The following is a 13,375-nucleotide window of genomic DNA, read 5'->3' on the forward strand; positions in this document are numbered from 1 at the left end:
TTGAAAGTGCCGCGCACCACGCGCGCACTGGGGCGGATGATCGCGGTTTCCATTCCGCTGCTGCTGGTCCTGCTGTTCCTCGTCGACTGGGTGCAGACCGCGCCGGGCCGGGGCGAGGTTATCGCACTCAACCCCGAAGACCGCGTCCAGCAGGTGACGGCGCTAGTGCCGGGCCGTGTGGAAAAGTGGTTCGTGGTCGATGGCCAACAAGTGAAGAAGGGCGATCCCATTGCCCGCATCATCGACAACGATCCCGATCTGCTGGTCCGCCTTGGGGCAGAGAGGGCGCAAGTCATCGCGCAGATTGCCGCAGCCGAACAGGCGATGGCCACGGCCCGGCTGGATGTGAATCGCTATTCGCAGCTCTTTGCAGAAGGACTTGCCGCCCGGCGCGACTATGAAGGCGCGCAGATCAAAGTGGCGGAACTGAACGCCAAGCTGGCCGAAACCCGCGCCAAGCTGAGCAAGGTGGACATCGCACTGGGCCGCCAGTCTGCACAATTGGTACGCGCCCCGCACGATGGCCGCATCCAGTCGCTCAACACCGCTGCCGGGGCCACACTGGTGAGCGCCGGCGACATGCTGGCAACACTTGCGCCCGACAATGCAGCACGCGTGGTCGAACTGCTCGTCGATGGCCGCGATGTGGCGCTAGTGCGCAAAGGGCAGCCGGTGCGCCTGCACTTCGAAGGCTGGCCCGCCATCCAGTTCAGCGGTTGGCCATCGGTGGCGCAGGGCATGTTCGATGGACGCGTGCTGACCATCGATCCTTCGGCGCAGACCAGCGGGCTGTTCCGCGTGCTGGTGGAACCGATGCCCGGAAAACCGGCTTGGCCGGACAACAACTTCGTGCGTCTGGGATCAAAGGTGCGCGGCTGGATCCAGATGGAAACTGTTACCATCGGCTATGAATTGTGGCGCCAGCTCAATGACTTCCCGCTTGAATTCCCCACCCCGGTCGATCCCGGCCCCTACAAGGGCACCGCGGCCAAGGCCCTGTCCGACAAGGCGGCGGGCAAGGCGAAAGGCGGCAAGTCGGGCGGTTATGACAGCGGATATGGCGGGGGCGAGGAGGAGAAATGATCCGCTCCGTGCCCCATGGGGCCGTGCTGGCGCTGCTGGTCTCGCTGGCTGGTGTGCCAACACCGCTGATCGCGCAGGATCGGCTAGCTGCACCTGCGCCCACCGCGCGCGAATTGACGCTGGCCGACGTGCTGGAATCGTCGGCCACCCACGCGCCGCAGATCGTTGAGGCCATGGCACGCCAGCGGCAGGCCGATGCCCGCGCGCTGACCGTCGAAGGCCAATTCGACCTTGTGTTCAATGCAGAGGCCAACGCCCGTCCGTTGGGCTATTACAACGGCTCTACCGCGGAAGTTTCCGCCTATCGCCCGTTCCAGAACAACGGCGGGCAACTCTATGGCGGCTATCGCGTTTCGACCGGTGATTTCGCCAGTTACGAAGGCAAATCGGTCACCAACCAACTGGGCGAACTCAAAGTCGGCGCGGTGTTCTCGCTGCTGCGTGACCGCATGATTGATGAGCGGCGCGGGCGGCGCGAGATTGCGGGTGCAGACATCGAACTGGCCTCGCTTGATCGCGATCTTGTGGCCATCGGCGTGCAGCGCCGGGCCATTGAAGCTTACCAGCAATGGGTGGCGGCGGGCCTGCGGGTACGTATCTACCGCGAACTGTTTGAACTGGCTGAAGCGCGACAGGAATCGATTGAGAAGCAGATCAACCTGGGCGCACGTCCGGCGATCCTCAGCGTTGAAAATCAACAGAATATCATGCGCCGCAAGTCCCTGCTCGTGCAGTCCGAACAGAACCTGCAACTACAGGCCAACGCCCTTTCCCTGTTCCTGCGCGATGGCTTGGGACAACCTATCGTCCCGGAGGCAGAGCGCTTGCCACCGCGCCTCACCGATGGGGTCGTCCCGCGCCTTGTCGATGAAAGCACTGCCATCGCCGCGCGGCCCGATTTGCAAGCGCTGGTCACCCGAATCGAACAGACCGGCATCCGCGCGCGTCTGGCCGAAAACGAACTGAAGCCCCGGCTTGATTTGAACGTCGAAGCCTCGAAGGATTTCGGCCCCGGATCGTTCACCCGCGAACCGACCGTGGGCGCTGTGGGCGTGCGCTTCTCGGTCCCGCTCGAACGGCGCGCGGCGCGCGGGCGTATTGCCGAAGTGGCGGCAGAACAGGACGCTTTGCAAGTGCGGCTGCGCTTTCTGGAGGAGCAGATCGGCGTGGAAATCGCCAACTTGCGGACGCAAGTTTCCGGCGCGGAAAAGCTGGCCGGGTTGGCAACGGCAGAGGCCGCGCTCGCCCGCCGCATGGCCGAGGCAGAGCGGCGTCGCTTCACTCTGGGCGCAAGCGACTTCCTGCTGGTGAACTTGCGCGAAGAATCGCTGGCCGATGCCACTATCCGCGAAATCGACGCGAACTACCGCCACGCTGCCGCGCAGGCAGAACTGGTGGCCGCGCTGGCAGACCGGGAGCAGCTGAGGCTTTGAGGGTCAGCGCTGCTTCTTGGCGATAGTGGCGGTAAAGTCGGGGTCTTTGTTGGCCACCCAATCCACGAACTTGCGCACGGCGGGATTGGCCAACAAGCCTTCCACATCCATGCCATAGCGTTGCAGTTCAGAGTTGGTGAAGTTGACCGTCAGTGTCTGCTGGCAGATCGCGTGCATCGGCACGACATCGCGCCCGCCCCGGCTTTTGGGAACAGGGTGGTGCCAAACGATGGTCGATCCGGTGGGCCGCCCGCACAGCCAGCAGGGGACGACCGGAGCCGGAGCCTCGTCGTCGGCTTCGGGCAGGGTGTCGTCAAAACGACCGTGTTTGGGGTGCTTGCGGGCCATGCACGCGCCTTATAGCAACTGTCCGGGCGCGCAATGATGCTGTGTTTTCCGAAGTGCACCAAAATGCACCTAAAGCACACCTAAACGCACCAAGTTCACCCCAGACGGCAGCTTTCCATCGCCTCATGCGCCAACGCGGCAAGCCTTGGCAACGCCTCGGCACGCTCCTTGGCCTGTGCGTTGGAAGCGGTGCCGCGCAGCACCCGTCCCTTGATCCCGTGAAAGATCGCGGCGAGGCGGAAGAAGTTGAAGGCGAGGTAGAAGTCCCAGTTGGCAATTTCCGTCCGCCCGGTGCGTTTGCAGTAAGCGGCGATATATTCCGCTTCGGTGGGCAGACCGAGCGAAACCGGGTCCGCGCCGCCGAGGCCGGCCACGATATCGCCCGGCATCCGGTACATCATCGCGTGATAGGCGAAGTCTGCCAGCGGGTGACCGAGCGTGGAAAGCTCCCAGTCCAACACTGCCAGTACGCGCGGCTCGGTGGGGTGGAAGATCATGTTATCGCAGCGAAAATCGCCGTGGACGACAGTGGTTTCATCGCCTTGCGGGATCGCCGTGGGCAGCCATTCCACCAGCGCGTCCATATCGGGCAGACGTCCGGCAAGATCGTCCTCCAGATATTGCTTCGACCAGCGACCGATCTGGCGGGTGAAGTAATTGCCGGGTCGGCCATATTCGCCAAGGCCAACCGCTTGATAATTCACCGAATGCAGCGCCGCGATGACGCGGTTCATCTCGTCAAAATAGGCGGCGCGCTCGTCCTTGGGCACTTCGCCGAACGTGGCGTCCCAGATTACCCGGCCCTCGACCATGTCCATCACATAGAACGCGGTGCCGATCACGCTCTCGTCCTCGCACGTCCCGTAAATGCGGGCGATAGGAACATCGGTGCCGTAAAGCGCGGTCTGCACCCGCGCCTCGCGCAGCACATCGTGCGCGCCTTTGAGCAAGGGGCCGGGGGGTTTGCGGCGCAAGACGTAGCGGGCGGTGGGTGTGGTCAGGCGGTACGTGGGGTTGGACTGGCCGCCGTTGAACTGTTCGACCGTCAGCGGGCCTGAATAGCCTTCGACATTGGCCGACAGCCACGCCGCCAGCGCCGCTTCGTCAAACGCAACGCGGACCTTGCCCGCGCCGGTGTTCCCATCGGCCAGCCCGCTCATTGCGCCGCTTTCCAATCGCGCCGAAGCTTCTTGGCAAGGCTCCATTTGTGGACTTCGGTGGGGCCATCATAAATGCGGAAGGCGCGGATTTCGCGGAACATTGTTTCCACGATGGTCTTGTCGGTCACGCCCGTGCCGCCCAGCACCTGCACGCATTTATCGGCCACGCGCATCAGCGCTTCGGACACGGCGACCTTGGTCATCGAGCTTTCGACCGTGCCGAGCGATCCGGTGTCCAGCACGCTGGCGCACCAGTCGATCATCAGTTCGCACTGTTTCAGATCGATCATGTTTTCGGCCAGCATGAAGCCGACGCCTTCGTGATCGATCAGCGTCTTGCCGAAAGCCATACGGCGGTTGGCATAATCGACCGCGATTTCCTGCGCGCGGATGCAGCCGCCCAGCCAGCGCATACAGTGCGACAGGCGTGCAGGAGACAGGCGGATCTGTGCATATTTGAAGCCTTCCCCGGCATCGCCCAGCATCTGGTCGGCGGGGATGCGCAGGTCCGTGATGTCGATTTCGGCGTGGCTGCCGGGCATCGAACTGTCGATGGTGTTGGGCACGTGGGTGATGCGGATGGCGGGATCGGGCAGATCGACCAGGAACATGCAGGCCCCGCCCTTGCTGTCCGAGTCATCCGATTTGGCCATAACGATGCCGACTTTGGCGCCTTCTGCCCCGGTGATGAAGCACTTCTTGCCGTTCACCACCCAGTGATTGCCGTCCTTGCGGCAGGTGGTGATCATCATCGATGGGTCCGCGCCCGCGCCCTGCAATTCGGCGGGCTCAGTCATGAAAAAGGCCGAGCGCGCGCGGCCTGATACCAGCGGTTCAAGGAAGCGTTGCTTCAGATCTGCACTGCCGACCTTGCCGATCAGGTACATGTTACCTTCGTCGGGCGCCTGCGTGTTGCAGGCCAGCATACCCAGCGGGGTGAGGCCCGATTTGATCAGGATGACGGCGGTTTCGCGCTGGTTGAAGTGCCCGCCATCGTTGCGGATGTGCGGGGTGAGCACGCCTGCCGCGCGTGCCAGTTCGCGCAGTTCCATGACCAGTTCGTCGGTCGGTGCGCCGTGGTGATCGCGGCGCGGGTCCTGTTCATAGGCGAAGACTGTGCCGCGCACGAAGGCCTCCACCCGGGCGGCAACTTCCAGTGCTTCGCTGCTGATCGTCACGATCCTCGGTCCCTTCATTTGATTTCGTTCAGGCGATTTCGACCTAAACCGCGCAATCTGCACCTGACCAAAACAATGGGCCGGGGAAAGGGGCAATAGCTCTGCCCCGCGGGTGCCGACACGTTCGGTCAAAAAAAGGGGCGGCGAATGATCGCCGCCCCCTGAAGTTGAAAGAACTTTGCATCTGCAAAGCCCTTCGGGTCGCAGGGGTTGAATATCCGTTTTGGGCCGATTGCAATGTGCGGTGTTTCACACTTCCGATGCGCTTATGCGCACGACAGCGGTGACAATTGGGCGAAAGCGACGCTTTGCCCTCAGCTTTTGTCGCTAATGCAACCTATTCTCATTGACGACTCACGTGGGCATTCCTAAGGCGCGGCGATGCGCAATCGAGCGATCACGGCAGTGGCATGGGTCCACAAGTGGAGCAGCATTGTCTGCACACTGGCATTGTTCATGCTGTGCCTGACCGGGTTGCCATTGATCTTCCATGACGAGATCGAGAGCTTTTCCGACAGTGCGGCACTGCAAGGCCCTGCCTCTGCACGGACCGGACAGCCGCTTGATACGGTCGTGGCGTCTGCACTGGGCGACTACGCCAAGGCGGCGGGCCAACGCGGTGTGCCGCTGTTCATCGGCTTTTCGTCCGACAATCCGCTGATCACCGTGACCATCGGCCCGCGCGCTGATGCGCCGGAGGCCGATATGCGGCTGTTCACCTATGATCGTGCCACGGGCGCTGCGGTGGGCGAAGTTGAGCGGGGCGGTGTGATGGACTTCCTGTTGCAGCTTCACACCGATCTGCTGCTGGGCTTGCCGGGGATGCTGTTTCTGGGGGTGATGGCGATACTGTTTGTGGTGGCGCTGTTGAGTGGGCTGGTGCTGTACGTGCCGTTCATGCGCAGGCTGGCATTCGGCACGCTGCGGCATGACCGTTCGGCACGAGTGCGCAATCTAGACCAGCATAACCTGCTGGGCGTGCTGGCGCTGGGCTGGACGCTGGTGATCGGATTGACCGGCGCGATCAATGCCTTTGCCGATCCGCTGACCGCCGCGTGGCGCAATGGCGAGCTGGCCAGCATGGTGGCCGATCAGGACGGCCAGACCGCGCTTGCCCCTGCCGAATATGGATCGATCGACAAGGCCATGGCCCGCGCGCAAGCCGCGCTGCCGGGGCAGATGCCGCAGTTCATCGGCTTTCCGGGAGGCGCGTGGTCATCAGCACGCCACTATGCGATCTTCTTTCATGGCGATACGCCGCTGACCAGCCATCTGCTGACGCCTGCCCTGGTCGATGCCGCCAGCGGTAACCTTACCGACGTGCGCCCGATGCCCGCCACGATGCAGGCGCTGATGCTGTCAAAGCCGCTGCACTTTGGCGATTACGGCGGGCTGGCGCTGAAGCTCGTTTGGGCGGCACTGACACTGGCGACGCTGTGGGTTCTGTGGACGGGGCTTGTCCTGTGGCTCGGCAAACGCAGATGAGCCGCCTGCCCCCGCAACGCACCCGTTCGATCCTCGCCCGGCCCTTGCTGCTGGCTGCGCTGGCATTGGCCGGTCTGGTGCTGGGCCTGACCGGAGATGGCTGGCGTGACCTTTTTTCGGTGGCACTGCTGGCGCTGCCTTGCCTGCTTTTCCTGAACCACTGGCGTTGCCGCACCCGGCGCGTTTCCTGACTGAAAGCCTTATGATGACCCGTTACACCCTGCTTGCCGCTGCGGCTCTTGTCCCCGTGCTGTCCACGCCCGCCTCTGCGCAAGACGTCTCGGCCGAGGAAATGAACGACATCGTTGTGGTGGCCAAGGCGCTGAACGCCACGCAAGTGATGGGCGAAGGCGATCTGGGCGCATTGGGGCGCAAGCGGGCCGAGGACGTGCCTTTCACCATCCGCGCCTATAACGAAGCGCTGATCCTCAACCAGCAGCCGCAGACGCTGGGGCAAGTGCTGGAAAACGATCCCACCGTCCGCACCAGCTATGGCTTCGGCAATGCGGCCGAGCAGTTCGTGATCCGTGGCTTTGCGCTTTATGGCGATGATGTGGGGCTGAACGGGCTTTACGGCATCGCCCCGCGCCAGCTGATCGCGCCGGAACTGTTCCAGTCGGTCGAAGTGCTGAACGGTGCTTCGGCATTTCTGAACGGCGCTGCACCGGGCGGTACGTCCATTGGCGGTTCGGTGAACCTGCAGTTGAAGCGCGCGGGCGATGATGCGCTGAATCGCGTGACCGTGGGCTATATCTCCGACGCGAACTTTGGCGGCAGCTTTGATGTATCGCGCCGCTTTGGCGATGATGGCGCGGTGGGTGTGCGGGTGAACGCGGCGTTCCGCAGCGGCGATGTGGCAATCGATGGCGAGTTCCGCCGCACCGCCGTGATCGGCGCGGCATTCGATTGGCGCGATGACAACACGCGGCTGTTCCTCGATCTGGGATATCAGCGTGTCGAGGTTGACGGATTGCGCCCCAAGGTGACCATCGGCACGGCCACGATCCCCACCGTGCCGGAAGCTTCGGCCAACTATGCGCAGCCGTGGAGCTATACAGATCTGCGTGACGTGTTTGGCGTGCTGCGGTTTGAACAGGATTTTGGTGACAACGCCATGTTTCACATCAGCGCCGGTGCGCGCGATGGCAGCGAGCAGGGCATTTATGGCGGGATAACCGTGCTGGACGCGGCAACTGGCGTGGCCAATGGCAACGGGTTGTATGTGCCACGCACCGACAACAACGAGGCGGTCGAGGCGGGCTTCACCGTGAAGCTGGGCAATGCCATCACGCAGGAGATCAACTTCGGCGGCAGCGCGGTGTGGCAGGTCAACCGCAATGCCTTCGATTTCCTCTATGGTCCGGGCTTTGCCGGGTTTGCGACGAACATTTATGACGCGCCCGAAGTGGCGATTCCGGCATCAGCGTTTGTCGGCGGTGATCTGGACAATCCGTTCCCGATCAGCCGGACGCGCCTGCTTTCCGCCTTTGCATCTGACACGGTGGGCCTGTTCGGGGACCGCGTGCTGCTGACCGGCGGGCTGCGGTTGCAGGACATTCAGGTGCAAAGCTATAACGCCTACAACGGCGGCCTTCTGGACAGCACCTATCGCGAATCCGCGGTGACCCCGGTGATTGGCCTTGTGGTGAAGCCGGTGCCCGGCCTGTCGCTCTTCGCCAATCGCGTGGAAGCCTTGCAGCAGGGGCCGAGCGCACCGACCGATCCGCTGGTGGTCAATGCGGGCGAAGTGTTCGGGCCGATCCGGTCCAAGCAATACGAAGTGGGTGGCAAACTGCGCATGGGCCGGTTCGAAGCGGGCCTTTCGGTTTTCCGCATCGATCTGCCGGTAGGCTATTCGGTCGATGCCGGGACGGGCGACGGGCGCGTGCGCTTTGGCCTGAACGGATTGCAGCGCAATGAAGGCGTGGAATTTACGCTGAACGGTGAGCCGGTGGACGGATTGCGGTTTATCGGCGGCGCATCGGTGATCGATGCCAAGCTGCGGCGCACGCTGGGCGGGGTGAACCAAGGCAACCGTGCGGTGGGCGTGCCGGAATGGACCGGCAATGCGGGCGTGGAATGGGATGTGCCCTCCACCGGCTTTACGCTGACAGGCCGTGTGGTCCACACCGGCAAGCAGGCCGTGAACGTGGCCAATACGCTGGAAATCCCTGAATGGACGCGGTTCGATCTGGGCGCGCGTTATGTTCTGGTGACGGGCGGAAAGCCGCTGACGCTGCGTGCGGGCGTGGATAACGTGGCGAACAAGCGGTACTGGGCATCGGCGTTCGACGTGTTCTCCGCCGCGCTTCTGCAAGGTCAGCCACGCACGTTCCGGGCGAGCGCTTCAATCGACTTTTAAGAGGCCAACGACAGCATTTATGCTGCACTGCGGAAAATAAGGGGGAACTTGCGGGGCTGGCTGGCGTTGGGAACTTTATCAGCTAGCTATCATTGGAATCCGCATTGGACCCGCAAGGCCCCCATGTAGTCGTCGAACGTGCCCTCGAACTGCCGCCATCACATCTCCCTGAACAGGCGAGCCTGTTTCTGGATTTTGACGGAACGCTCGTCGATCTGATCGACCGGCCCGACGCCGTGCAGGTGACAGACCGGGTGCGCGCGCTGATTGCCGCGCTATGCACGCGGCTTGATGGCAGGCTGGCGATTGTCACCGGACGCGAGGCCGCGTTTGTGCGCGCGCAGCTTGGGCTGAAGGGCGTGGGTATTGCCGGAAGCCACGGGCAGGAAATCCATTTCCCCGATGGCACGACCAGCATTCCTGAAACCCCTGCCACGCTGGCAGATGCGGCCAATGTGATTGCCCGCCTTGCCGCCGCGCACGAGGGTGTGCTGGTGGAGCGCAAGCCGCTGGGCGTGGCGCTGCACTATCGCATGGCGCCGCAACTGGAAGGCTGGAGCCGCGCTCTGGCCGAGGAACTGGCGGAATCGCACGGTCTGCACTTGCAGCCCGGCAAAATGATGGTGGAACTGCGCGCTCCGGGCGGAGACAAGGGCAGCGCCGTGGCGCGGTTCCTTGATACGCCGCCGTTTGCAGGGACCGTTCCAGTAATGCTGGGCGATGATCTGACCGACGAGCCGGGCTTTGCGGCTGCTGCCGCGCACGGCGGATGGGGCGTGCTGGTGGGACCGGAGCGGCCCACAGAGGCGCTCTATCGGCTGGAAGGTGTGCAGCACGTGCTGGCGTGGCTTGAAGGAGTGCTCGACGCATGAGCACTGCACCAATTGCGACCACAGGCCCTATTGCAACCACTGGGATGGAACTGTGGCCCATCGGCAATTGCCACGTCTCTGCGCTGGTGGATGAATCCGGGCGGTTCGTCTGGGCCTGCGTGCCGCGTGTGGACGGCGACCCGCTGTTTAGCGCGCTGGTGGGCGGGGAAACGCCTGAAAACGGGTTCTGGGACATAGCTCTGGACGGCGTAGTGCGCACGCAGCAGCGCTATTTGCGCAACACGCCAATCCTTGTCACGCGGCACGAGGACGATCACGGCAACGCCATCGAGGTGACCGATTTCTGCCCGTTCTACGGCCATTCGGGACGCACCTTCCGTCCGGTGGCCTTTGGGCGGATCGTCCGTCCGGTCAGCGGATCGCCGCGCATTACGGTGCGATTGCGCGCCACGCGTGATTGGGGCACCCCTTCGCCCGGCGTGGTCGGCGGCACCAGCCACATCCGCTATCCCGGCCCGGCCATGACCATGCGGCTGACCACCACTGCGCCGGTGGGCATGGTGGCCGAAGAACGCACGTTCCGGCTGGAACGGCCGCTGCACTTCTATCTTGGCCCGGACGAGAGCTTTTCCGGCAATATCGCGCGCACGGTGGACGATATGCTGGAGCGCACCTGCGTGGAATGGCGCGGTTGGGTGCGGGGGCTTGCCATCCCGCTGGAATGGCAGGACGCAGTGATCCGTTCCGCCATCACGCTGCGCCTGTGCCAGCACGCCGAGACTGGCGCGATTGTGGCGGCGTTGACGACTTCGATCCCCGAACATGCCGGGTCAGAACGCAACTGGGATTACCGCTACTGCTGGATCCGCGATGCCTATTACACGGTGCAGGCGCTGAACCGACTGGGCGCGCTCGATGTGCTGGAAGGGTATCTCACCTATCTGCGCAATATCGTTGATGGGGCCAAGGGCGGGCACATCCAGCCGCTTTATGGCGTGCTGGGCGAAGCGCTGTTGGAAGAGGGTTTTGCGCCCGACCTGCCCGGCTATCGCGGGATGGGACCGGTGCGCGTGGGCAATCAGGCCTATGAGCAGATTCAGCATGATGCCTATGGCCAGATCGTGCTTTCCAGCGCGCAGGCGTTCTTCGATCAGCGCCTGTTCCGCCTTGCCGGACACGAGGATTTCGAGGCGCTGGAGCGGGTGGGTGAGCGCGCTTGGCTCAGCCACGATCAGGCCGATGCGGGGCTGTGGGAATTGCGCACGCGGCAATCGGTCCACACCTATTCCTCTGCCATGTGCTGGGCAGCGTGTGACCGGCTCGGCAATATCGCCGCCACGCTGGGACTGATGGATCGCGCCGCGCTGTGGAACGACCGCGCCGGCACGATCCGCGCGACAATCGAAACTTCGGCATGGCGCGAGGAGACACAGCGGCTTTCAGCCACGTTCTCGGGCGATGATCTGGACGCCAGCGTGCTGCAATTGCTCGACCTGCGCTTTCTCGCGCCAGACGATCCGCGCTTCCTTTCCACCCTCTCGGCCATCGAGGAAGGCTTGCGACGCGGTTCGCACATGCTGCGCTATGCCACCGAGGACGATTTTGGCCTCCCGCAGACGGCCTTCAATGTCTGCACGTTCTGGTTGATCGAAGCGCTTCACCTGACCGGACGGTCTGACGAAGCGCGCGCTCTATTCGAGGAAATGCTGATGCGACGCACACGATCCGGCCTGCTGTCGGAAGACATCGACCCCGTTACTGGCGAGTTGTGGGGCAATTTCCCGCAGACCTACTCGCTGGTCGGGATCATCAATTGCGCTGGCCTGCTCAGCCGCCCGTGGACATCAGTGCGATGAGCCGCCTGATCGTTGTATCGAACCGCGTCAGCGCGGGTGGCGGGGCGCAAGGTGGTCTGGCTGTGGCGCTTTCTGCCGCTCTGCGCGCCAATGGCGGCATCTGGTTTGGCTGGTCGGGCGAGGTGACCGACGAGTTTACCGGCCACATCAACTTTCAGCGCACCGACGGCGTTGCCACGGCCACAGTCGATCTGGAAGAGCAGGACGTCGAGGAGTACTACGACGGTTATGCCAACCGCACGCTGTGGCCGCTGTTCCACTACCGGATCGATCTGGCCGAATACGAACGCAGCTTTGCAGGTGGCTATGAACGCGCCAACCAGCGCTTTGCCGAAACCGTGCTGCCACTGATCGAGCCGGAAGACGTGGTGTGGGTGCAGGATTATCACATGATCCCGCTGGGGCGCGAATTGCGCAATCGCGGAGTCAGAAACCGCATCGGCTTTTTCCTGCATATCCCCTGGCCCCCGCGCCGCCTTCTGGCCACCCTGCCCGAGGCCGCCGCGCTGGTGGAAACGCTGTTCGCCTATGACGTGATCGGGTTCCACACGCAGGAGTGGCTCGATTCCTTCGTCGATTTCGTCAAGGCCGAGATGGGCGCGACAGTCATCGATGGCGTGGCCCACTGCAATGGTCGCACCGCGCAACTGGTGGCCTGCCCCATCGGCATCGATGCGAAAGCCTTTGGCGAAATGGCCGAAAGCCCGGCAGCGCGCGAGGCACATGATCAGTTGAAGGCCAGCCTTGTGGGGCGTTCGCTGATCGTGGGCGTGGACCGGCTTGACTATTCCAAGGGGCTGGAAGAGCGCTTTCTGGGATACGAGCGCTTTCTGGAAGAGCACCCGGAAGAGCGCAAGGAAGTGGTGCTGCTGCAAATCGCGCCACCTTCGCGCGGCGCGGTTGAGAGCTACCAGCGCATCCGATCAAAGCTGGAAGGCCTTGCCGGGCGGATCAATGGCGCACACGCGGCGCTGGACTGGGTGCCGATCCGCTATGTCAACCAGGGCTATCCGCGCGATGTGCTGGCGGGCGTTTATCGCGCGGCCAAGATCGGGCTGGTCACACCCTTGCGCGACGGGATGAACCTTGTCGCCAAGGAATATGTTGCCGCGCAAGACCCCGAAGATCCCGGCGTGCTGATCCTGTCACGCTTTGCAGGCGCGGCAGAGGAAATGTCCGATGCCTTGCTGGTCAATCCCTATAGCGCAGAAGAAATTTCCGATGCGATTCAACGCGCGCTGGTAATGCCACTGGCCGAACGCAAGGCGCGCTGGAACGCGATGATCGGCAATGTGCGTGATCGCGACGTGATGTGGTGGCTGGAAACGTTCCGCAACTTCCTTGAAGCGCCGTCGGAAGACGATGCCGTGGCGGGTGCCGCTCCCGTCAACGTGGTGCAGATCGTCTAATCAAAAAATGGAGTGGCGGGCGGAGCCGTGATGGTTCCGCCCGCCCGATGCCAACCCGCATAGTGGAAACACGCGGGCTGGCGAGGGATGGCTGGATCAGAACTTGAACCCTGCACGCACGCCATAAGTGCGTAAGCGCCGACGGAAGGCGGCCTTGTTGCCGGCACCGGAATAGGAAAGCTCGCGGCCTTTGAGGAGGCGTGAGCATGGACATCGAGCAGTCAAACG

Annotated in this window: 11 protein-coding genes; 8 read left to right on the forward strand and 3 right to left on the reverse strand. The window is 63.2% G+C overall.

What is annotated here, in order from left to right:
* Positions 1 to 36: 36 nt before the first annotated feature.
* Positions 37 to 1,083, forward strand: a complete 1,047-nt coding sequence (locus tag B7X90_RS07190) for an efflux RND transporter periplasmic adaptor subunit (RefSeq protein WP_292623071.1) — start codon at positions 37 to 39, stop codon at positions 1,081 to 1,083.
* Positions 1,080 to 2,516: a TolC family protein gene (locus B7X90_RS07195; protein WP_292623054.1), complete on the forward strand. Its 1,437-nt coding sequence runs from the start codon at positions 1,080 to 1,082 to the stop codon at positions 2,514 to 2,516. Before B7X90_RS07190 ends, B7X90_RS07195 begins: the two co-directional genes overlap by 4 nt.
* Before the next feature lie 3 nt (positions 2,517 to 2,519).
* Here B7X90_RS07195 and B7X90_RS07200 read toward each other — a convergent pair whose 3' ends face one another.
* The 3 genes from B7X90_RS07200 to B7X90_RS07210 all read right to left on the reverse strand — a co-directional run bounded on the left by B7X90_RS07200 (position 2,520) and on the right by B7X90_RS07210 (position 5,220).
* On the reverse strand, positions 2,520 to 2,864 hold the full coding sequence (locus B7X90_RS07200; protein ID WP_292623055.1) for a hypothetical protein: 345 nt from the start codon (positions 2,862 to 2,864) through the stop codon (positions 2,520 to 2,522).
* 95 nt (positions 2,865 to 2,959) lie between these two features.
* On the reverse strand, positions 2,960 to 4,024 hold the full coding sequence (locus B7X90_RS07205; protein WP_292623057.1) for a phosphotransferase family protein: 1,065 nt from the start codon (positions 4,022 to 4,024) through the stop codon (positions 2,960 to 2,962).
* The gene (locus B7X90_RS07210; RefSeq protein ID WP_292623059.1) at positions 4,021 to 5,220 is read right to left on the reverse strand and encodes an acyl-CoA dehydrogenase; all 1,200 of its coding nucleotides are present in this window, start codon (positions 5,218 to 5,220) and stop codon (positions 4,021 to 4,023) included. The genes B7X90_RS07205 and B7X90_RS07210 overlap by 4 nt, the downstream gene beginning before the upstream one ends.
* A 363-nt stretch (positions 5,221 to 5,583) precedes the next feature.
* Between B7X90_RS07210 and B7X90_RS07215 the strand changes: the two genes are divergently transcribed.
* From B7X90_RS07215 to B7X90_RS07240, 6 genes are all read left to right on the forward strand, one after another.
* The gene (locus tag B7X90_RS07215; RefSeq protein WP_292623061.1) at positions 5,584 to 6,687 is read left to right on the forward strand and encodes a PepSY-associated TM helix domain-containing protein; all 1,104 of its coding nucleotides are present in this window, start codon (positions 5,584 to 5,586) and stop codon (positions 6,685 to 6,687) included.
* Positions 6,684 to 6,878: a hypothetical protein gene (locus tag B7X90_RS07220; protein WP_292623062.1), complete on the forward strand. Its 195-nt coding sequence runs from the start codon at positions 6,684 to 6,686 to the stop codon at positions 6,876 to 6,878. Before B7X90_RS07215 ends, B7X90_RS07220 begins: the two co-directional genes overlap by 4 nt.
* A 14-nt stretch (positions 6,879 to 6,892) precedes the next feature.
* Positions 6,893 to 9,049 (forward strand): TonB-dependent receptor, encoded by a 2,157-nt coding sequence (locus tag B7X90_RS07225; protein WP_292623064.1) that lies wholly within the window; start codon positions 6,893 to 6,895, stop codon positions 9,047 to 9,049.
* Between the two features lie 104 nt (positions 9,050 to 9,153).
* Complete coding sequence (otsB, locus tag B7X90_RS07230) at positions 9,154 to 9,921, forward strand: trehalose-phosphatase (RefSeq protein WP_292623066.1); 768 nt, start codon at positions 9,154 to 9,156, stop codon at positions 9,919 to 9,921.
* Complete coding sequence (locus tag B7X90_RS07235; RefSeq protein ID WP_292623067.1) at positions 9,918 to 11,738, forward strand: glycoside hydrolase family 15 protein; 1,821 nt, start codon at positions 9,918 to 9,920, stop codon at positions 11,736 to 11,738. The genes otsB and B7X90_RS07235 overlap by 4 nt, the downstream gene beginning before the upstream one ends.
* On the forward strand, positions 11,735 to 13,147 hold the full coding sequence (locus B7X90_RS07240) for a trehalose-6-phosphate synthase (protein ID WP_292623068.1): 1,413 nt from the start codon (positions 11,735 to 11,737) through the stop codon (positions 13,145 to 13,147). Before B7X90_RS07235 ends, B7X90_RS07240 begins: the two co-directional genes overlap by 4 nt.
* Positions 13,148 to 13,375 lie beyond the last annotated feature (228 nt).

It is taken from the genome of Novosphingobium sp. 17-62-19, from assembly GCF_002256775.1.
In the GTDB taxonomy this organism is placed as follows: Bacteria; Pseudomonadota; Alphaproteobacteria; order Sphingomonadales; family Sphingomonadaceae; genus Novosphingobium.